The organism is Pseudomonas vranovensis DSM 16006, from assembly GCF_000425805.1.
In the GTDB taxonomy this organism is placed as follows: Bacteria; Pseudomonadota; Gammaproteobacteria; order Pseudomonadales; family Pseudomonadaceae; genus Aquipseudomonas; species Aquipseudomonas vranovensis.
In genome coordinates, this window is sequence record NZ_AUED01000012.1 from 1 (window position 1) to 20829 (window position 20829).

Below are 20829 nucleotides of genomic sequence, written 5' to 3' on the forward strand. Positions count from 1 at the left end.
GAGTTTCACCGTCGAGGTGTCGATGGTGTCCGCCACGTCGGTAACAGCTGCGGTGTTATCCACAGCCAGCTTCTCGAAGTCACCACCGTCGGTGCCTTCGATGGTGACTTCCACCTTGCCGGCGTCGATGTAGACGTCATCGGTCGGGGCATCAACAGTGACGGTGCCGGTGGTGGCACCGGCGGCGATGTTGATCACGGCGCCGTTGCTCAGGGTCACGGTCATCGCGGTACCGGCTGGATTGGTCAGCGTCGCGGTGTAGGTGATCTGGCCGCCTTCGTCGACACTACCAGTCGCGGTCAGGGACAGGCCGGTAGACGCGTCGGTACCTGGACCATCGGTCACGGTGGTTACCGGGTTGCCGGTGGTCTCCAGTTTCTCGAAGTTGCCGCCGGTAGTGCCAGTGATGCTGTTGGTCAGGTCCGGGTTGGTGGCGTGGACGTTGTCAGGGGCAACGAAGTCGACCGAGCCGGTGCTTTGACCAACGGGAATGGTGATCTGCTGACCATTGGCCAGGGTGATGACCAGGGCCGAACCGGTCACAGGTGCAGTGACCGACGCAGTGTAGGTCACTACACCGCCCTCAGTGACGCTTGGGGTTGCTGTCAGGGTGACGGTGGAGGTGTCGATGGTGTCGGTGACTTCGGTCACCGCGGGTTCTTTGCTCACCACCAGGTTTTCAAAATTGCCGCCATCGGCTTTGTCGATGGTCACGCCAACATTGCCGGCATCGATGTACACGTCATCGCCAGGCGCGGCGACGCTGACGCTGCCCTCGGTCTGGCCAGCGGCGATGGTGATCACCGCGCCGTTACTCAGGGTGATAGTCACCGGAGTACCGGCCGGGTTGGTCAGGGTAGCGGTGTAGATGATCTGGCCGCCTTCGGCGACGGTAGCGGTAGCGGTCAGACTCAGGCCGGTATTGTCGATCGAGTCGGTGATAGTGGTAACGGCCGGATTCGGGTTCGGCACCAGGTTTTCGAAGTTGCCGCCCGTGGCGCCGGTAATGGTGGTGCTGACGCTGCTGCCGTTGTTGTAGACATCGTTCGGCGGTGTCTGTACATCGACGGTGCCGGTGGTCTGGCCCGCGCCAATGGTGATGGTGGTGCCGTTGGACAGGGTGACGGTCACCGGCGTCTGTGCCGGGTTGGTCAGGGTGGCGGTGTAGGTGATCACGCCACCTTCGGTGACACTCGGGTTCGCGGTCAGAGTGACCGTGGTGGTGTCGATGGTGTCGGTGATCTGGGTGACCGCCGGGGTCGTGTCCGGGGTGACGACCAGGCCGCCGCCACCGGTGGTGCCGGTGATGGTCGCGGAAATCTCGGTGCCATCCAGGTACACGGTATCGTTCGGCGGGATGGTCACGCTGACGCTGCCGGTTGTCTGGCCGGCACTGATGATGATGATCTGGCCGTTGGACAGGGTTACGGTCAGGTCGGTCAGCGGCGGTTGGCCCAGGGTGGCGCTGTAGATGATCACGCCACCGGCTTCGGTGATCGACGGGGTGGCGGTCAGGGTCAGGCCGGATTCACGCGTAGGCGTGAGGGTGTTCGGATTGTTGTCGGCATCCAGGCCGCCCAGCTCCAGGCGGTTGTCGTCAAAGGCAACGCCGATCGGGCCGGTAGGGAAGCCAATGGTCGGGTCAACCGAGCCTGCGGTGGCATCGAGCATGACGAAGCTGTGGCCGCCGCCAGCGGCACCGGAGCCAGCAGCGGACGGGCCTGCAGCAGTGGCTTCGAGTTCGGTGGTCGGGTCAAGACCCGCGGCGATGGCCTGTTGCAGCTCTTCAACCGACGGTGCGGTTTGCGCGGTGGCAGCGGCGAGGTCGGTGCTGCTGTCAGGCGCGTCAGCACTCCATTGGGTATCGCGACCCAGGTCCAGGGTGCGGCCGTCGGCCAGCTCCAGGGTGACGGCACCGGCAAGACCGGTCATTACCTGCTCGCCAACGAACAGGCGATCACCTTCAATGAGAACGCGCCGGACCCCTTCCGGGGATACAGCGATTACTTGGCCAACAATGCTTTTGACGATTGCGACAACATTGCTCATTGGATTCTCCGAACTACCCGTTCAATTGGCTTCCATGCCCAGCTGCGCTGATTGCCGCTACCGATGGAATGTTGCAAATAGATGTTTTGACGCGAAAAAGCGTCAATTTAACGTCAATAACTATTGGCTATTAAGTTTATGCCAAAGTATTGACCTTCCTCTCGCCATCCTAAACAATCGGCCCCGTAATGTCACATTGATATTTGAGCGGCTGCCACTCTTCCTACGTACGTTCGAGTACCTCTCCGGAAGTTTCCGACATAAGGTCAAATCGGTTGCCATTTTCGAATGCAGCAACGTTATTTGCTGTGATTTGGGACAAGATGTCCCTGGGAAAAAAGTTAAATGCGCGCGTCACTGTTCACTGCTCTTCCCTTCGCCCTCGCCGCCAGTTTTGTTCAAGCACAATCCCTGCCAGAGGCCATGCAGAAAGCCCTTGAGGTGCATCCCGAAATTCAGGCCGGGGTCAACAGCCGTATTGCTGCCGACTACCAGCTGCGGGCTGCCAAGGGCGGCTACCTGCCGAAGGTCGATGTGCTGGCTGGCTACGGTCGTGAAGGCACTGATAGCCCAAGTACCGGCAACCGCTGGGAGACGTTGAACCGCGGCGAGTCCAGCGTCCGTCTGCGGCAAATGGTTTTTGACGGTTTTGCCACCTCCAGTGAAGTAGGGCGTCAACAAGCCACCGTTAACTCTCGCGCCTATTCCTTGCTGGGCTCCTCGGAGCGCACCGCATTGACCGTAGCCCAGGTGTACCTGGATGTTCTGACCCGTCGCGAGATGGTGCGTCTGGCCGAAGACAACCTGCGCAGCCACGAACGTATTTTCGACCAGATCAAACTGCGTACCGCCCGCGGTGTAGGCCGGCTGGCCGACCTTGACCAGGCCGAAGCGCGTCTGGCCCAGGCCCAGAACAACCTGATCACCGAGCAGACCAACCTGGCAGACGCCAAGACTAACTACCTCAGTGTTGTTGGACAATTGCCTGAAGAGTTGAGTGCCCCGGCGCCGTTTATCGATTTGCTGCCGGCCAATCTTGATGAAGCCCGTCAGCAAATGATCGAGAGCAGCCCGATCCTGCGCTCGGCTGAATCCGATATTGCGGCGGCAGAGCAGCAGTACCAGGCAGCGAAGTCTTCGTTCTATCCACGTTTCGATGCAGAACTGGGCCGCACTGCCGATAACGATCTTGATGGAATGAACGGCCACAACAACGAATGGCAAGCTATGCTTCGCATGAGCTTCAATTTGTACGCGGGTGGTAGTAACAAGGCCGACCTGGAATCCAAGTCGTACTTGACCAACCAGGCGCTGGACATTCGAAACAATGCCTTGCGCCAGCTCAATGAGGAATTAGGCTTGGCATGGAATGCTCTGGATAACGCCAACGCGCAATTGCCTATTGCCCAGCAATACGTCGATCGCAGCAGCAGTGTGCGCTCTGCCTACCAGAAGCAATTCAGCCTGGGCGAGCGTACTTTGCTCGACTTGCTCGATAGCGAGAACGAACTCTTCACTGCCCAGCGCCGCCTGACGGAAGTGAAGTTCATTCAAGTGTTTACTCAATATCGAATCAAGGCGACCATTGGTCAGCTGCTCAAGAGCCAGGGTGTAGTCGCGCCGATGGCCACTGTTGTGCAGAACGATATGAAACCTAAAGTGAGCCTGCCAGGGATGAACTGAGGCTCGCATTAATCTCCAACCGCAACTATCAAGAGAAGCCGCGTGGAATCAGAAGTCAGTCGAGTCCAACTCACCCTTGATCCACGCAGCCAGCACGACGATCCGTTGCTGGACAGCCTGCTGTCGCTCTGTGTGCTGCACCAGAAACCTGCCAGCAGGGCGATGCTGACCACCGGCCTGCCGTTGCCGGCCCAGCGCCTGAGCCCGGAGCTGCTGCCTCGTGCAGCGGCCCGTGCCGGTCTGCAGGGGCGTTTGCTGCAGCGCAAGCTTGAGCAGATCCCGAGCATCGCCATGCCGGCCATGCTGCTGCTCAAGGATGGTCGCAGCACAATTTTGCTGGGTTGGGAGAATGAAGACACCGCACGGCTGTTGCTCAGCGAGAGCGACGGCGGCGAGGTGCATGTCAGTCGTGAAGCCCTGCAGAGCGACTACAGCGGGCGAGTATTCTTCGCCCAGCCGCAGCACAAGTTCGACGTCAATCACGGCACCTTGATCCCGCGCGCGCGCTCCTGGTTCCGTGACACCCTCAAGCGCAGCCGTTGGTTGTACATCGACGCCATCGCCGCCAGCCTGGTGATCAACTTGATCGCCCTGGCCGCGCCGCTGTTCGTGATGAACGTCTATGACCGCGTGGTACCCAACCAGGCCACTTCGACCCTCTGGGTGCTGGCCATCGGTATCAGTGGTGCCTACCTTTTCGATCTTGTCCTCAAGGGTTTGCGCAGCCTGTGCCTGGACCTTGCCGGTAAAAAGACCGACCTGATCATTTCCGCCACGCTGTTCGAGCGCATCGTGGGCATGGCGATGAAGTACCGCCCGGCAAGGGTCGGCAGCTTTGCCCAGAACATCCACGAGTTCCAGGGGCTGCGTGATTTCCTCGCTTCGCTGACCCTGACCAGCCTGATCGACCTGCCTTTCACCCTGCTGATCCTGCTGGTGATCGCCATCATCGGCGGGCACCTGGTATGGATCCCGATCATTGCCTTCCCCCTGGCGCTGGGTATCGGCTATGCCCTGCAGAAACCCCTGGTCGCAACGCTTGAGCGGACCATGGCCTTGGCCTCCGAGCGCCAGTCGAGCCTGATCGAGACCCTGGCTGGCCTCGATGCGGTCAAGGTCAACAACGCCGAGAGCGAACGCCAGTACATGTGGGAGCAGACCATCGGTACCCTCAGCCGCCTGGAGCTGCGGGTCAAGGTGTTGTCGGGCCTGGCGATGAATATCACCTTGCTGATCCAGCAACTGGCGGGTGTGGCGCTGATCTGTGCCGGTGTCTACCAGATCATGGCCGGCAACCTCAGTATGGGTGGCCTGATCGCCTGCTACATGCTCAGTGGTCGTGCTCTGGGTCCATTGGGCCAGCTCTCCGGACTGCTGACCCGTTACCAGCAGGCCAAGGTCACCATGGTCTCTACCGACCAGATGATGGAGCTGCCGCAAGAGCGCAACTTCGAAGAGCGTCCGTTGAGCCGTCGGGTGCTGCAAGGCGCCATCGAGTTCCGGGGTGTCGACTTCACCTACCCGAACCAGCAGAACCTGGCCCTCAAGGGCATCAACCTGACCGTTCGCCCGGGCGAGAAGATCGGCATCATCGGTCGCAGCGGCTCGGGCAAGAGCTCGCTGGCCAAGCTGGTGGTCGGCCTGTATGAAGCCGACCGGGGCTCGTTGCTGGTGGATGGCGTGGACATTCGCCAGATCGACGTCAGTGAACTGCGCCACAACATCGGCTACGTCCCACAAGACATCCAACTGCTGGCAGGTACACTGCGCGACAACCTGGTCAGCGGTGCCCGCTACGTCGAAGACGAAATGGTGCTGCAAGCCGCCGAGCTGTCGGGTGTCCACGAATTCGCCCGCTTGCACCCACAAGGCTATGAGCTGCAGGTCGGTGAACGTGGCCAGAACCTTTCCGGTGGTCAGCGCCAGAACGTCGCCCTGGGCCGGGCACTGTTGCTCAACCCGCAAATCCTGCTGCTCGACGAACCGACCAGCGCCATGGACAACACCGGCGAAGAACGTCTCAAGCAACGCCTGCAAGCCGTCATCGAGAACAAGACCGTGGTCCTGGTTACCCACCGGGCATCGTTGTTGTCACTGGTTGATCGCCTGATCGTCGTGGACCGTGGACAGATTGTTGCGGATGGCCCGAAAGCCGCCGTCATGGATGCGCTGAAGAAGGGGCAGATCAGTGTTGCTTAAGATGGATATGGGACAGTTCAAGGACAGCCTGCGTAAATACTTCAAAGGCTCCGAGTCACTCAGCGGCCAGCCACTTCCCGAGGTCAACAAGGCGCTGATCGAAGATGCGCCGCGCATCGTGCGGTTGACGATTTGGGGCGTTATCGCTTTCTTCCTGTTCCTGGGGCTCTGGGCCAACTTCGCCATAATCGACGAAGTCACCCGCGGTGAAGGCAAGGCGATCCCGTCGTCCAAGCTGCAGAAAATCCAGAACCTGGAAGGCGGCATCGTGGCGCAGATCTACGCCAAAGAGGGTGAGATCGTCGAAATTGGCGACCCACTGTTACGCCTGGATGACACCCGCTTCGTTTCCAACGTCGGTGAGACCGAAGCTGACCGCCTGGCCATGGCCCTGCGGGTCGAGCGCCTGAGTGCAGAGGTCGAGGATCGCCCACTGAAGATCGACGAAGAAATCCGCAAGGCTGCGCCCAGCCAGGCGGCCAACGAAGAGTCCCTGTACCAGAGCCGTCGCCAGCAACTGCAAGACGAGATCGGTGGCCTGCAGGAACAGCTGGTGCAACGTCAACAGGAACTGCGTGAGTTCAGCTCCAAGCAGAGCCAGTACCGCAACAGCCTGCAGTTGCTGCGTCAGGAAATCGGCATGTCCGAGCCGTTGGTGGCCCAGGGTGCTATCTCCCAGGTTGAAGTGCTGCGGCTCAAGCGTGCCGAAGTGGAGAACCGTGGCCAGCTGGACGCCACCTCGCTGGCCATTCCGCGTGCCGAGTCGGCGATCAAGGAGGTCGAGCGCAAGATCGATGAAACGCGCGGCAAATTCCGCAGCGAAGCGCTCACCCAGCTCAATGAAGCACGTACCGACCTGAGCAAGGCCCAGGCCACCGGCAAGGCTCTGGATGATCGTGTCAGCCGGACCCTGGTGACCTCACCGGTGCGCGGCATCGTCAAGCAACTGCTGGTGAATACCATCGGTGGCGTGATCCAGCCGGGCAGCGACCTGGTCGAGATCGTACCGCTGGATGACACGTTGTTGGTGGAAGCGCGCATTCGTCCGCAAGACATTGCCTTTCTGCACCCGGGCCAGGAAGCCATGGTCAAGTTCACCGCGTATGACTTCACCATCTACGGTGGCCTCAAGGCCAAGCTGGAACAGATCGGTGCCGACACCATCACCGATGAAGACAACAACACTTTCTACGTGATCAAGCTGCGCACCGAGCGCAGCCACCTGGGCACGGACGAGAACCCGCTGCTGATCATCCCTGGCATGGTGGCGTCGGTGGATATCATCACCGGCAAGAAGAGTGTGCTGAGCTACCTGCTCAAGCCGATCATCCGCGCACGGGCTGAAGCACTGCGCGAACGTTAAAAGCATCGCAGGGCCAGCCCGCTCCTACGGTAGGAGCGGGCTGGCCCCGCGATTCGCTATCAAGTGTACTGGGCCGCTGCGTTACTCAAGGTCTGAGCAATCTGCTCGCGCAGCGCCAAGGGCTGCTCAACGATCAGCCCATCCCCCTGGCTCAACAGCCACCAGCGTAACTGCCAGCTATTGCTCACCGTCGCCTGCAAGCGGTGGCCCCGCTCCAATGGGGTGAGTCGCATGTCTACCGACAACGGCGTCTCGCGCACCAGGCGCGCCAGGTTATCGCTGATCCAGGCCTGCAGTTCGATCTTGTCGGTATCGCCAAACTGCAAGGCGTCGCTGCGCAGGTAAGCCTGCAGGTCAAAATCACGCAAGCCCTGGGTGGCTTGATCGAGGATGCGCAACTTGCGAAAGCGATGCACGGCGAACTGGCGAATATCGCCGTAGGGCACAGCGGTAGCGATCAGGTAGCTGATCTGGCCGCGCTGGATCAAGGCCAGCGGATTGAGGGTCAGTTCGCTCAGCTTGTCGTTGTGTGCGGAGTAGTACTGGCAGTGCAGCTGGTACTCCTCAAGCAAGGCCTGCTGCACCGTTTCCAGGATGCTGTCGGGCACTTCCGGGGCCTGCATGTTCATGTCGGCGCGCACGCTGGCGACCTTGTCCAGCCAGCGCGCAACCTTGTTCGCCCCGGACAGGTGCTCAAGCTTTTGCCGGGCATGGCTGAAGCGCGCATCCAGCACCTTGAGCATGCTACCGGGCAGCAACGGTCGAACCGCTTCTTCGACCAGGGCAAGGCTCAGGGCTTCGTTGACGCTGATTCCGCGCAGTTCGACGCAGGCATTGGCTGCCCAGTGCCAACCATACGGGATGCTCTTGTCATTACGCTCGAGCGGGAAGATCAACGACAACTCGTTCAGGTCCCGTTCGATGCTGCGCTTGCTGATGGAAAAGCCTGCGTCCTGCAGGCGGGCAACCAACTCGGCACTGGTCAATCCCGGTGAGCGGCTGGGCAACTGGCGCAGCAACTCCCATTGACGGCTGAGGGTGGCACGGGTGGTGGCAGAGGGCAAAAGATGGCGTCCTTGTCTAATCTTGCGGTTGTAGCATGGCCTCAACGCAATGATATGGCAATTGGCCATTTATGTATCCAGATCAAGGACGAGCAGTTGATTTGCCCCGACCGAATCGTTCGCGACAGGTTTTGTCGTGATCCTGCGCAGAATCACGCCTCATTACACCCGCTGTCGGATCCGTGGGTTGTTCAATGAGGATGAACATGTCAGCTGCCAGCAACATTTACCCACTGCTCGAGCGCTTACTGCCCGAGCGTGTCATCCCTGCGCCCGGGCGTCCCGGCCATTTGCAGCGGCTGTATGCCGGGGTGGGCATGCCCAGCCAGCGCGCGGTGCTGGGCGAGAGCTACAGCCTGATCAACCGACTGGAAGAGGCCAGCGACCTGCAGGCGCTGTACGCCGACCTGCGCCGCCAGGCGCTCGAGGGTAATGTGGCGGCGCTCAACGACTTGGGCTGGATCTGGCTCAACGGCAAGTACTGGCGAGCCGATCCCACCCTTGCCGGGCACTTGCTGCGCATGGCGGCGTTGCAGGGCAGTGCGCCGGCCTGGTTCAACCTGGGCCAGCAGTATTACTTCGGCAAGGGTGTGCAAGTGGCCTATGCCACTGCAGCGGAGTATTACCAGCAAGCCTTCGAGCGTGGCCTTGAGGAGGCCGCTGCGGCGCTGGGCGACCTCTTCGAGGAAGAAGTCTGTGACAGCGACGAGCAGCTCTGGATTGTCGACTTGCACCAGGCCTACCGCTGGTTCCTGCGTGGGGCGCAGCGGGGCGATGCACGTTGCCGCTTTGAAGTCGGCTACCGGCTGCTACATGGTCAAACAGTAGGGGTCGACCATAAGGCCGGCATCTATTGGCTGGAGTTGGCGGCCGTGGCTGGAGTGATGCAGGCGGCCGAAGAGCTGGCCGTGCATTTCAGCATCTCCAGCAATGCCTTGCGCTACCTGTTCTGGCGCGATCAGGCCATCAACCTTGGCAGCCCACTGGCCTTGAACATGAAGCTCGACGATCAATTGCAGCCATGAGCATCACGCCTGTCTGCCAGGCTTGACGCCGGGGGTGGGGGAAGAAGTATATTGATAGTTAGCAAACTATGAATATAGCGACGACCTTCCTTCCATGACTTTAGATGCACTGCAGCAGAACATCAGCAGCGGTATGGTGGTGGCCGGTCGGCACTGGCGGCGGATCTGCCAGACGACCCTGGCCGGCTACGGTATTTCCGAAGCCTGTGCCATGCCGTTGCTGATGATCGTGCGCCTGGGCGATGGCGTGCATCAGGTGGCGGTGGCCCAGGCCGCAGGGCTGGAAAGCCCGTCATTGGTACGTCTGCTCGATCAGCTGTGCAATGCCGGATTCGTCTGCCGCAGTGGTGATCCGGTGGACCGCCGCGCCAAGGCCTTGAGCCTGACCCCAAGCGGCCGGGTACTGGCCGAGGCCATCGAAGGCGAACTGGTACGCCTGCGCCGCGAGGTGCTGCAAGGCATCGACGAAGCGGACCTACTGGCCACCTTGCGCGTACTGCGCGCCTTTGAAGCCGCTGCCCAACGTACCCCGGGCGTACCGTCATGAAGGGCTTCTTCAGCACCCTGCCGCCGGCCCGCGACTGGTTCTATGGCGTACGCACCTTCGCCGCCTCGATGATCGCCCTGTACATCGCCTTGCTCATGCAGCTGCCTCGTCCTTATTGGGCCATGGCCACGGTGTACATCGTCTCCAGCCCCTTTGTCGGTCCCACCAGTTCCAAGGCGCTGTACCGTGCCATGGGCACCTTGCTGGGAGCAGCGGGGGCGGTTTTCCTGGTGCCGTTGCTGGTGCAGACGCCAGTTCTGCTGACCATTGCGATCGCCCTGTGGACCGGCACTTTGTTGTTCCTTTCGCTGCATTTGCGTACGGCCAACAGCTATGCCCTGATGCTGGCTGGCTACACCTTGCCGATGATCGCCCTGCCAGTAGTCGATGACCCGCTCAGGGTGTTCGACATCGCTTCGTCTCGTGCCCAGGAAATCTGCCTGGGCATTGTTGTTGCGGCCGTGGTGGGCGCCATTTTCTGGCCGCGTAGGCTGACCCCGGTAGTCGTGGGAGCCACGGGCAACTGGTTCAACGAAGCGATCCGTTACAGCGATACCTTTCTTGCTCGCACGGCCTCGCCCGAAACCGTCGGCAGCCTGCGTGCCTCGATGGTCACCACCTTCAACTCGCTGGAGCTGATGATTGGCCAGTTGTCCCACGAAGGTGCCCGCCCGCAGACGGTGAAAAACGCTCGCGAGCTGCGTGGCCGGATGATCCACCTGTTGCCGGTGGTCGACGCCCTGGACGATGCCTTGCTGGCCCTGGAAGCCCGCGCGCCGGTGCAGGCCGAACAGCTCAAACCCGTGCTGGAGCAGGCTCGAGAGTGGCTCCAAAGCACTGCCAGTGATGCCGCACCGAGTCGCTGGTCGACCTTGCGCGCACAGCTTGAACACCTGCAGCCCAGCGCCATGGACCTCGACGAACGTACCTCGCTGTTGTTGTCCAACGCGCTGTACCGCCTGGCCGAGTGGGTCGACCTCTGGCAGGACTGCTGTAGCCTGCAGCATGCCATCCGCAATGAAGACCTCTCGCCCTGGCGTGCGGTGTACCGGCACTGGCGCCTGGGTCGGTTGACGCCGTTCTTCGACCGTGGGCTGATGCTCTACTCGGTGTTCTCCACCGTCACCGCGATCATAGCCGCCACCACCTTGTGGATCTTATCGGGCTGGAACGATGGCGGCAGTGCGGTGATTCTCGCCGCCGTGGCCTGCAGCTTCTTCGCTGCCATGGACGACCCGGCGCCGCAGATCTACCGATTCTTCTTCTGGACGGCGGCGTCGGTGGTATTTGCCAGCTTCTATCTGTTCCTGGTGCTGCCCAATCTGCATGACTTCCCGATGCTGGTACTGGCTTTCGCCGTGCCGTTCATCTGTGTGGGAACCCTGACCGTACAGCCGCAGTTCTACCTCGGCACCTTGCTGACCATCGTCAACACCGCCTCGTTCATCAGCATTCAGGGGGCCTACGACGCCAACTTCCTGACCTTCGTCAACTCCAACCTGGCGGGGCCGGTAGGATTGCTGTTCGCCTTTATCTGGACCCTGGTCATGCGCCCGTTCGGTGTGGAGCTGGCAGCCAAGCGCATGACTCGCTTCAGTTGGCGCGACATCGTTGGCATGACCCAGCCGGCCACCTTGGCCGAGCATCGGCGGTTGGGTGTGCAGATGCTCGACCGTCTGATGCAGCACCTGCCGCGTCTGATCCAGACCGGCCAGGACACGGGTACCGCCCTGCGCGACCTGCGCGCCGGCCTGAACCTGCTCGACCTGCTCGCGTACATGCCGCGGGTAGGCGTGCAGCCACGGCAGTTGCTGCAACAGGTGGTGGAGGAGGTGGGGGAACACTTCCAGGCCTGCCTGGACGCCCGTCGCCGCCTGCATGTGCCGCCTGCGTTGCTGCAGAGCATGGAACGCGCCCGCCGCGCCCTTAACCTCAACGACCTGGCCGACAGCGCCGAAGCCCGTGTTCACCTGCTACACGCCTTGAGCGGCCTGCGCCTGGCGCTGCTGCCGGGCGTCGAAGTGGTGCTGGAGCCCTCCGACGATCAGCCGCAACTCCCCTATGGCATCGATGGAGCGCCCCTGTGATCGGTGAACTGGATATCAGCGGGGTCTTCCTGCCTACGCTGCTGGTGATGATGGTCCTGACCTACCTGTTGTTTCTCGGGGTACACGCCGTACTCACCCGTGTGCATTTCTACCGCCTGGTCTGGCACCGGGCGTTGTTCAACGTTGCGCTCTACGCCGTGCTGCTCGGCACGGTCGACCACTTTTGCCGAAACCTGATGCTGCCATGAAAAAACCCTTGTTGACCCTGGGCCGCGTGGTCCTGACCCTGCTGGTAGTGACCCTGGCGACCGTACTGGTCTGGCAGATGGTCATGTACTACATGTTTGCCCCCTGGACCCGCGACGGGCATATTCGCGCCGACGTGATCCAGATCGCCCCCGACGTGTCCGGACTGATCCAGCAGGTCGAGGTGCGCGACAACCAGGTGGTCAAGCGCGGCGACGTGCTGTTCACCATCGACCAGGACCGCTTCAAGCTGGCCCTGCGGCATGCCCAGGCCACCCTGGCCGAGCGCAAGGAAACCCTGGCCCAGGCCAGTCGTGAAGCCCGCCGAAACCGTGGCCTGGGTAACCTGGTGGCGCAGGAGCAGTTGGAAGAGAGTCAGTCCCGCGAGGCGCGGGCGCAGTCGGCGCTGGCCGAGGCGCAGGTGGCGGTGGATGCGGCGCAGTTGAACCTGGACCGATCGGTGGTGCGCAGCCCGGTAGAGGGTTACCTGAACGACCGTGCGCCACGCCCTCATGAGTTCGTCAGCGTGGGCAAGCCGGTGCTCTCGGTGGTCGACAGCAACTCCTACCATGTGGATGGCTACTTTGAGGAAACCAAGCTGTCGGGCATCCACATCGGCCAGGCGGTGGATATCCGCGTGATGGGCGACAGCACTCGCTTGCGCGGTCATGTGCAGAGCTTTGCCGCCGGCATTGAAGACCGCGACCGCAGCAGCGGCGCCAACCTGCTGCCCAACGTCAATCCAGCCTTCAGCTGGGTGCGCCTGGCCCAGCGGATTCCGGTACGGATCGCCTTCGACGAAGTGCCGGCCGACTTTCGCATGATCGCCGGGCGTACTGCGACGGTGTCGATCATCGATGGTAAAGACCAATGAAACGCCTGTCGCTACTGGGCCTGAGCCTGATGCTGTCGGCCTGCCAGATGGTCGGGCCGGACTACAAGGTGCCTGAGCAGGCGGCGGTCCAGCGCCCCGACCTGCAAGGCGAGCTGCGCCAGGATGCCGATAGCGTGGTGTCGGCGCCGGTGCCCAGGGACTGGTGGCGTTTGTACAAGGATCCGCGTCTCGACACCCTGGTCAGCCAGGCCCTGGCCGCCAACACCGAATTGCGTGTGGCGGCCGCCAACATTGCCCGTGCCCGCGCACAGGTTGAAGTGGCCGAATCCCAGGGCGGGTTCAATGGGGGTGTGAAGCTCGGTGCCCAGCGATTGCAGGAGTCCGGCGAAGCTTTCCTGCAGCCTGAGAAAGTGCCGGTGGCCAACATCGGCGAGGCGATTATCAGCGCCTCTTACCAGTTCGATCTGTGGGGCACCCTCAAGCGCGGCGTCGAAGCCGCCCAGGCCAATGCCGATGCCACCCAGGCCGCGGCCGATACCGCACGCATCACCGTGGTGGCCGATGTGGTCCGCGCCTACACCCAGGTGTGTGCGGCCAACGAGGAGTACCACATCGCCCGCGAGTCCCTGGACCTGCAGGAGCAAAGCGTGAACCTGACCCAGCGCCTGCGCGACGCCGGGCGCGGCGACGAAACCCAGGTGACCCGTTCGCAGACCCAGTTCAAGTCGTTGCGTGCCGAGCTGCCTCGTTACCAGGCAGCGCGCGAAGCCGGCCTGTATACGCTGTCGATGCTGCTGGCCCAGCCGGTTGACCAACTACCAGCGGGTACCGCCGACTGCGCGGAACTGCCGCATATTGCGCAGGTACTGCCGGTGGGTGATGGTGCCGCGTTGCTCAAGCGCCGCCCGGATATCCGTCAGGCCGAACGCGGCCTCGCCGCTGCCACGGCGACCATTGGCGTAGCCACGGGTCAGCTGTACCCGGATATCAGCATCGGCGCCCAGGTGGGCACCATCGGTATTCTGGAGAACCTAGGCGAACCGGCGACCAACCGCTGGGGCTTTGGCCCGCTGCTGACCTGGACCGTGCCGACCAACGGTTCGCGAGCACGTATCCGCCAGGCCGAAGCCTCGACCCAGGCGGCGCTGGCGCATTTTGACGGGGTGGTACTCAACGCCATCCGTGAAACCCAGACCAGCCTGGCCAAGTACAGCGCCTTGCTGGAGCGCCGTGACGCCCTGGCCGACGCCGAACGATCGGCGCAACTGGCGGCAGACCAGACCCACCGCTTCTACAAGGCCGGGCGTGAGTCGTTCCTGGCGGATCTGCAGGCTACGCGTACCTACACCGACATGCGCGCGCAACTGGCCATGGCCAATACCCAGGTGGCAATGGGGCAGATCGGGTTGTTCCTGGCCCTGGGTGGTGGTTGGTAATTGTCTGTGCAAGACAGCTACTCGCCTTTGGCGACTGCTGCGCAGTCGATCACAGCCTCGTTCGTCGCCAGCGGCTAAAGGTTGCCCGTGTAGCCGCTGGCGACGGCCTGTGAGCGACCGCGTAGCGGTCGTGGTTCAAGACAGTTGCTCCCACAGGTCACTTGTCCACAAAGCCCTTGAGCATCTCGATCGGCAACGGAAACACGATGGTCGACGACTTGTCCCCGGCGATGCTGCCCAGGGTCTGCATGTAGCGCAGCTGCATGGCCCCCGGCTGGCGCCCAAGCATCTCGGCCGCTTGCATCAGCTTCTCCGACGCTTGCAGTTCACCTTCGGCATGGATCACCTTGGCCCGTCGTTCACGTTCGGCCTCGGCCTGGCGGGCTATGGCGCGAATCATCGATTCGTTGAGGTCCACATGCTTGATCTCGACGTTGGCCACCTTGATGCCCCAGGCATCGGTCTGTGCATCGAGCACCTGGCGGATATCGAGGTTCAGGCGTTCGCGCTCGGCCAGCAATTCATCCAGCTCATGTTTGCCCAGCACCGCGCGCAAGGTGGTCTGGGCCAGTTGGCTGGTGGCCATGAGAAAGTCCTCGACCTGAATGATCGCCTTCTGCGGGTCCAGCACGCGAAAGTACAGCACGGCATTGACCTTCACCGAGACGTTGTCGCGGGTAATCACGTCCTGCGGCGGCACGTCGAGCACCACGGTGCGCAAGTCCACCCGGACCATCTGCTGGATGCCCGGAATCAGCAGCACCAGCCCCGGCCCCTTGACCCGCCAGAAGCGCCCGAGCTGGAACACCACGCCACGCTCGTACTCGCGCAGGATGCGAAACGCCGACAGCAACAGCACTGCGATCAATGCCAGCAATGCCCCGAAGCCCAGTTCGAAAAACATGCTCAATCTCCTTGCACCACAGCATCTGCCGCAGCGCTGACGTCCAGAAGTACGCCCTTGCGTGAGATCACCCGGACGCGTTGTCCCACTTGCAGTGGTGTCTGGCACTGGGCCTGCCACTGCTCACCCTGCGCCTGAACAGACCCGATGAACGGGTCGCTGTCGTTCACGGCCATTACCGTAGCCAGGCTGCCGACCAGCCCGGCATCACCGCTGACCAGCGCACGCTTGCGCGCTCGCATGGCCATGCCCAGCACGCCGCCGAGCAGCAGCGCCGAGAACAGGGCCAGGAACAGGATCAACGGCAAGGGGATGCCGAAACCGGGAACGTCGGTGTCCATCAGGATCACTGCACCCACCACGAAGGCGACGATGCCACCAAAGCCGACCACGCCAAAGCTGGGCATGAACGCCTCGGCAACCATGAAGGCCACGCCAAGCAGTATCAGCCCGGCCCCGGCATAGCTCACCGGCAACAGTTGCAAGGCATACAAGGCCAGTAACAGGCAGATGCCGCCGATCACCCCGCCAACGCCGGAGCCTGGGCTCATGAACTCGAACATCAGGCCGTACACACCAATCATGATCAGAATCAGCGCCACGCTTGGGTTGGTGATAACTGCCAGCAGGCGTGTACGCCAGTCGGGTTGACGTTCGATCACCGGCGCGGTGGCGGTATCGAGTTGCACCGTTTGTCCGGCCGCCTCCAGCGTCTTGCCGTCGAGCTGACGCAGCAGGTCGGGCAGGTCGTTGGCGACTCGGTCGATCACTTTCAGGCGCAGGGCTTCGCTGGCGGGCAAGCTCACGGCTTCACGCACCGCCTGCTCGGCCCAGTCGGCGTTGCGCCCGCGCAGTTGGGCCAATCCACGGATGTAGGCCGCCGCGTCGTTGACTTGTTTACGGGTCAGGGTGTCTTGATCGCTCTGCGGGGCCTGCTTGTCCCCGGTTGGTGCCGCTGGTGGGGCAGCCGGGCCGGGCAGGCCGCCGATCTGCACGGGCGTGGCGGCGCCCAGGTTGGTGCCCGGGGCCATGGCCGCCACATGGCTGGCATAGAGGATGTAAGTACCGGCGCTGGCGGCCCGGGCACCACCGGGGGCGACAAAGCTTGCCACCGGGACTGGGCTGGCGAGGATCGCCTTGATGATCTCGCGCATCGAGCTGTCGAGCCCGCCTGGGGTGTCGAGACGGATCACCACCAGCTGCGCCTGCGCGCCAGTGGCATGGTCCAGACCACGGATCAGGTAGTCGGCACTGGCCGGACCAATGGCACCGTTGATACTCAATACCAGCACCGGCTGGCCGGGCGCAGCCTGGCTGCCCGTGAGCCCGCCGAGCCACAGCAGCAGTAGCAGGTACCGACACCAACGCGCGATCACCTGAATTCACCCGGTTTGTGCGTGTCTACTAAGTTTAGTCCGCAGCCCTGGGCAGCACGGCCTAAACTTCAGAAGTGGGGGGCTAAACCGGAGGTGCATCATGCGTATGGCAAAAACGCTGCAGCAATGCCTGGACAAGGCCGGCTGCGACTACGACATCGTTCCTCACGCGCACTCATCCACCAGCCTTGAGTCGGCACGCATGGCAGGAGTGCCCGCCGAGCGGGTAGCCAAGTCGGTCATGCTCGACGACCGCCACGGCAACTACCTGATGGCCGTGCTACCGGCCAACCGTCACCTGGACATGAGCAAGGTACAGGCCACCGGCCAGTGGCACATGACCTCGGAAAGCAACCTGCCTCACCTGTTTGGCGATTGCGAGCGCGGTGCCATTCCGGCGATGGGCGATGCCTACTCGATCAAGATGCTGGTCGACCCGACCCTTACCCGCCAGGGCGACATTTACGTCGAGGCCGGCGATCACGACCACCTGATCCACATGAATATGGCGCAGTACTTGAAACTGGTGCCGAGCGCCGAAGTGCGCGAGGTTTGCTGATGATCAACCCACTGCCAGGCTGGCGTCGTGGATGCCCGGCCTGGCTCGAAGGAGTGTCCCATGGAAGCACCCAACCACAAGTTCTCTGAATTGTTCAAACAGCTGGGCCTGCCCGACGATCCGATCGGTATCGACCAGTTCATTACCAGCCATTCGCCGCTCAAGGGCGACATAAAACTGGTGGATGCGCCGTTCTGGACACCGGCCCAGAAGGCCTTTCTGCAGGAGAGCGTGAACGAGGATGCCGACTGGGCGGTGATGTTCGACCAGCTCAACGAGGCCCTGCGAAATAAACGCTGAGCGGCACCTGATACCGGCGTTCGGCGTTGCTATGCTCAAAAAAAAACAACAGGGGGATAGCGCCAATGAAAGATCCCTATGCCGTCGGTTTCTGGTGTGCCGTGACAGCCTTGGGGCTGCTGACTGTCGGTTATTTCTATGGTGTCAAACAGACCTACCAACTGCATCAGGCGATGGTGTTTCTCTATGCCGCCGGGGGCGTGATCGGGGCGCTTGCCTTGACTGCGCTGGCCTGGATTGCCTGGCAGCAGTTGCGGGTCAGCAAACGCCAACTGGCCCAGGGGCGTACGCTGGTCGCCATCTGGAACACCAAGGTGGCCCTGCGCCGGGTCGAGACCGTATTCGACCGTTACTTCTGGGGCAGCTACTGGCAACCGGGGCGGACTTTCCAGGAAGTCATGGGCGAGCTAGAAGGGACGCCACTGGAGCAAAGCCTCGAAGCCCTAAAACGCCAGTGCCGCGAGCTGGACAAGGAAACCCACGACCTGCGCCGCCACTGGCTGGACAATGCCCGAGAGCTGTCCACCGTTGCCACGGCGATGGCCCGCGAGCGGTACCAACTGGACTTGTGCGATTCACAGCAAAGCAGCGGCCGCGGGGGGGCGGTACTCAACCGCGATCTGGAAGTGCTGGTGTATACCTGGTCGGCACGTTTGCGCAGCTTCGACCACCAGCTCGACGAGCTGGAGGGCGAATACCGCTGAAGGAAGGCGCGGCCAGTCAATCGCCGCGAATGTACTGTTCCAGCTGCAGGATCATGTTGGCCTGCTCGGCGATGGCCTCTTTTACAAGGTCACCGATCGACAGCAGGCCCAGCAGCTCGCCGTTCTCCACCACCGGAAGGTGACGCAGGTGGCTGTTGGTCATCATGTTCATGCAGTACTCGATGTTCTGGTGCGGGTCCACCGTGATCACTGGCGCACTCATGATCGCGCTCACCGGCGTACCGACCGATGAGCGACCCTTGAGCACCATCTTGCGCGCATAGTCGCGCTCACTGACGATCCCCACCACATGCCCGCCCTCGACCACCGGCAGGGCGCCGACGTTCTTCTCGGCCATCAACTTGAGCGCATCGAGCACCATATGGTCGGGGCCAATGGTATGCACCTGATGGTGCTGCTGGGCTTTGGTTTTTAGAAGCTGTGCCACGGTTTTCATAGAGGCCTCTGCAATGCTGGACGTTGATGACGGCAGATACCTACAGAATCGTGTACAGATGGCTACAGGGCAAGGGAGAAAGCGTCATCGATGCGATTGAAAAACGTCATGCCCGGTAAACCGGCTGCCCTGCCGGGTTACTCAACCCGGCAGGGCTAGCGGTTCAGCTCTTGTGCACGATCACCTGGCTGTTCAGGTCATTGAGCATGGCGTCTACCACAGGCTTCATCTTCTCGTAGTCGGTAACGCTGCAGACCGCCTTGGGGTAGTGGAAGTCCATGCGGCGTTTGACCACCACACTGTTGCCTTGCTGGGTGTACTCGGCGGTGTAGTCAATGAACGCGTCTTTGAGTGTCACCGACTTTGGCGCGGCCAGAATCTTCACATCCGCCGGGAATTCGTAGCGTGCCTGCTCCTCGTTCACCCCCGAAATACAGGTAAAGGGCTGGGTGCGCTGCTTCTCGGCAACAAAGCCGAACACGTTCTGGGCGATGCCGCCAGCCAGGCTGGTGAGGGTGGGCACACCGATCGGACCGGGCAGGTTGGCCAGGTTTTCACTGCGGCCGGTGATCTGCACTTCAAACGCGCCGCTGCCTTCCAGGTCGCCGCTGTTGGTCTTGCCGCTACCGGTCTGGCCGTAAGCCGCGAGGATCTGCTGGACCATCAGGTCGCGCTGGGCCGGGGTCATGTTGCGAACGCCCCAGCGGTTGAGCTCTGCCGCCCAGCCGTCGATCTTCGAAACATGCTGGAAGTCAGCGGCGCCGCTGTTGGCCACGGTGAAGGTGGTGCTGTTCTCGACCTTGCTCTGTTGGGTGGCCGGGGTGTGACCCAAGGTGCCTGTGCGAGTGAGCAGGGTGGGTTTGTCCAGTACCGGAACCGGCAGGTAACCGCTGGCGATGGACTCGACGGTGGAGTCCAGGTACAGGTTCTGGCTCGGGAGGTAGGTGATTACATGGTTGATCACCCCCAGGGTCGGTACCTTGGGCAGGGCAAAGGCATTGCCCAGGTTGATCAGTGCCGGGGTGCTGTCGATGTCCACCGCCGCCAGCAGGGCTTCGAGCAGGGCGACATGGTCCTTGCAGTCGCCGTAGCGGTTGCTCAGTACAGTATCGGCCGCATGGGGCACAACACTGCCGGCGCCGATGTACACCGCCACATAGCGAATGTTGCGACGCACCCAGTCGCCCAGGGCCAGGGCCTTGTCCCGAGGGTTGTCGAGCTTGGCGGTCAGCGACTGGGCCAGTTCACGGATGGCCGGGGTGACTTCGGGCTTGGCCCGCTCGGCATAGGCCTTGGCGAACGCGCTGTAGTCATCGAAGGTCGAGACGGCCAGGTACTTGCCGTAGTCCGAGTACGCCACGGCGCCCATTTCGATACGGGCATTGTCGCCCTGCACATAGTCCCACTGGTACACGGTACGTCCACCAGCGGTCTTGGGCGGCTTGGCCTTGAAGCCCCTGGCGTCGGCGTGCAGCTTGAGGTTCGCCGGCAGGTCGTAGATCTGGGTGAACTGCTGGGTGGGATGGAACTGCGGCATCGCCAGGTCTTCGAACTGGCCGGGGAACAGCGGTGTCTTGCGCTGCTTCTTGACGTTCAGCACCAGCCGGTCGCCCACCGCCACTTCCGGGAAGATCACCACCTTGACCAGGCTGTCATGGAACATCGGCGCCTGTGCCGATTGTTGTTCCTGCTGTTCCTTGATCTGCTCGGCGCTGACCACCACCTTGCGGCCGTCGGGCTTCTGGGTATAGGCCTGGACCACCTCGAGGGTTTCCAGGGTGCGGTTGTAGTACAGCGAATGCTGGGCGCGGTACTGGATGGCGCGCTCTTCGTTGATGAGCGTGACCAGCTCCTGCGTGGTCTCGAAGCTGCCGTCTTCGGCAACGACGGTGCGTTGAATATCCTTTTCAATGGTGACGGAGGGGTCGGTGCCATCATCCTTGGCCTGGGCCAGGGTGAACATGAACAGACAGCAAAACATCCCGACCACACGGGCCGGGATCCAAGCGAGGTGTTTCATAAAGATCCTTCTCT

General features: G+C 62.1%; 18 protein-coding genes. 12 read left to right on the forward strand and 6 right to left on the reverse strand.

Translation table 11 applies throughout. From position 1 onward, the window contains the following. The coding region (locus tag H621_RS27085; protein ID WP_036989797.1) for a retention module-containing protein at positions 1-2049 on the reverse strand (2049 nt) is incomplete at its 3' end. A 345-nt stretch (positions 2050-2394) separates the two neighbouring features. Between H621_RS27085 and H621_RS0112900 the strand changes: the two genes are divergently transcribed. From H621_RS0112900 to H621_RS0112910, 3 genes are read left to right on the forward strand one after another with little or no spacing between them, the layout of a single operon-like run. Further along, complete coding sequence (locus tag H621_RS0112900; protein ID WP_028943797.1) at positions 2395-3732, forward strand: TolC family outer membrane protein; 1338 nt, start codon at positions 2395-2397, stop codon at positions 3730-3732. A gap of 42 nt (positions 3733-3774) precedes the next feature. Then, positions 3775-5931, forward strand: a complete 2157-nt coding sequence (locus tag H621_RS0112905; protein WP_028943798.1) for a type I secretion system permease/ATPase — start codon at positions 3775-3777, stop codon at positions 5929-5931. Between the two features lies 1 nt (position 5932). After that, positions 5933-7294 (forward strand): HlyD family type I secretion periplasmic adaptor subunit, encoded by a 1362-nt coding sequence (locus tag H621_RS0112910; protein ID WP_371919725.1) that lies wholly within the window; start codon positions 5933-5935, stop codon positions 7292-7294. Positions 7295-7353: 59 nt separating this feature from the next. Here the strand turns inward: H621_RS0112910 and H621_RS0112915 are convergent, their stop codons facing one another. Then, positions 7354-8358 (reverse strand): helix-turn-helix transcriptional regulator, encoded by a 1005-nt coding sequence (locus H621_RS0112915; protein WP_028943800.1) that lies wholly within the window; start codon positions 8356-8358, stop codon positions 7354-7356. A gap of 206 nt (positions 8359-8564) precedes the next feature. On the opposite strand from H621_RS0112915, the gene H621_RS0112920 reads away from it, so the two are divergent. From H621_RS0112920 to H621_RS0112945, 6 genes are all read left to right on the forward strand, one after another. Continuing rightward, the gene (locus H621_RS0112920) at positions 8565-9383 is read left to right on the forward strand and encodes a tetratricopeptide repeat protein (protein WP_028943801.1); all 819 of its coding nucleotides are present in this window, start codon (positions 8565-8567) and stop codon (positions 9381-9383) included. A 94-nt stretch (positions 9384-9477) separates the two neighbouring features. Next, on the forward strand, positions 9478-9930 hold the full coding sequence (locus H621_RS0112925) for a MarR family winged helix-turn-helix transcriptional regulator (RefSeq protein ID WP_028943802.1): 453 nt from the start codon (positions 9478-9480) through the stop codon (positions 9928-9930). After that, positions 9927-12017 (forward strand): FUSC family protein, encoded by a 2091-nt coding sequence (locus tag H621_RS0112930; RefSeq protein ID WP_028943803.1) that lies wholly within the window; start codon positions 9927-9929, stop codon positions 12015-12017. Before H621_RS0112925 ends, H621_RS0112930 begins: the two co-directional genes overlap by 4 nt. After that, positions 12014-12226: a DUF1656 domain-containing protein gene (locus H621_RS0112935; protein ID WP_028943804.1), complete on the forward strand. Its 213-nt coding sequence runs from the start codon at positions 12014-12016 to the stop codon at positions 12224-12226. The genes H621_RS0112930 and H621_RS0112935 overlap by 4 nt, the downstream gene beginning before the upstream one ends. Then, positions 12223-13098 carry an efflux RND transporter periplasmic adaptor subunit gene (locus H621_RS0112940; RefSeq protein ID WP_028943805.1) on the forward strand — a complete coding sequence of 292 codons (876 nt, stop codon included), beginning with the start codon at positions 12223-12225 and terminating at the stop codon, positions 13096-13098. Before H621_RS0112935 ends, H621_RS0112940 begins: the two co-directional genes overlap by 4 nt. Next, complete coding sequence (locus H621_RS0112945; protein ID WP_028943806.1) at positions 13095-14495, forward strand: efflux transporter outer membrane subunit; 1401 nt, start codon at positions 13095-13097, stop codon at positions 14493-14495. The genes H621_RS0112940 and H621_RS0112945 overlap by 4 nt, the downstream gene beginning before the upstream one ends. 157 nt (positions 14496-14652) lie before the next feature. On the opposite strand, the gene H621_RS0112950 is transcribed toward H621_RS0112945, so the two are convergent. Together H621_RS0112950 and H621_RS0112955 are read right to left on the reverse strand one after the other, a co-directional pair. Beyond that, complete coding sequence (locus H621_RS0112950) at positions 14653-15399, reverse strand: slipin family protein (RefSeq protein ID WP_028943807.1); 747 nt, start codon at positions 15397-15399, stop codon at positions 14653-14655. 2 nt (positions 15400-15401) lie between these two features. Further along, positions 15402-16775, reverse strand: coding sequence for an NfeD family protein (locus H621_RS0112955; RefSeq protein WP_028943808.1), 1374 nt, complete (start codon positions 16773-16775; stop codon positions 15402-15404). Positions 16776-16875: 100 nt separating this feature from the next. Between H621_RS0112955 and H621_RS0112960 the strand changes: the two genes are divergently transcribed. The 3 genes from H621_RS0112960 (at position 16876) to H621_RS0112970 (ending at position 18338) form a co-directional block, all read left to right on the forward strand. Beyond that, positions 16876-17334, forward strand: a complete 459-nt coding sequence (locus tag H621_RS0112960; RefSeq protein ID WP_028943809.1) for an aminoacyl-tRNA deacylase — start codon at positions 16876-16878, stop codon at positions 17332-17334. A gap of 60 nt (positions 17335-17394) precedes the next feature. Continuing rightward, a complete protein-coding gene (locus tag H621_RS0112965; RefSeq protein ID WP_028943810.1) occupies positions 17395-17634 on the forward strand; it encodes a DUF2789 domain-containing protein in 240 nt (79 codons plus the stop codon). Positions 17635-17699: 65 nt separating this feature from the next. Continuing rightward, entirely contained in the window at positions 17700-18338 is a 639-nt protein-coding gene (locus tag H621_RS0112970) for a hypothetical protein (protein WP_028943811.1), read from the forward strand. Positions 18339-18354: 16 nt separating this feature from the next. Here H621_RS0112970 and H621_RS0112975 read toward each other — a convergent pair whose 3' ends face one another. After that, a complete protein-coding gene (locus H621_RS0112975; RefSeq protein WP_028943812.1) occupies positions 18355-18795 on the reverse strand; it encodes a CBS domain-containing protein in 441 nt (146 codons plus the stop codon). 163 nt (positions 18796-18958) lie between these two features. Next, positions 18959-20815 (reverse strand): DUF3857 domain-containing transglutaminase family protein, encoded by a 1857-nt coding sequence (locus H621_RS0112980; RefSeq protein ID WP_028943813.1) that lies wholly within the window; start codon positions 20813-20815, stop codon positions 18959-18961. Between the last annotated feature and the right edge of the window lie 14 nt (positions 20816-20829).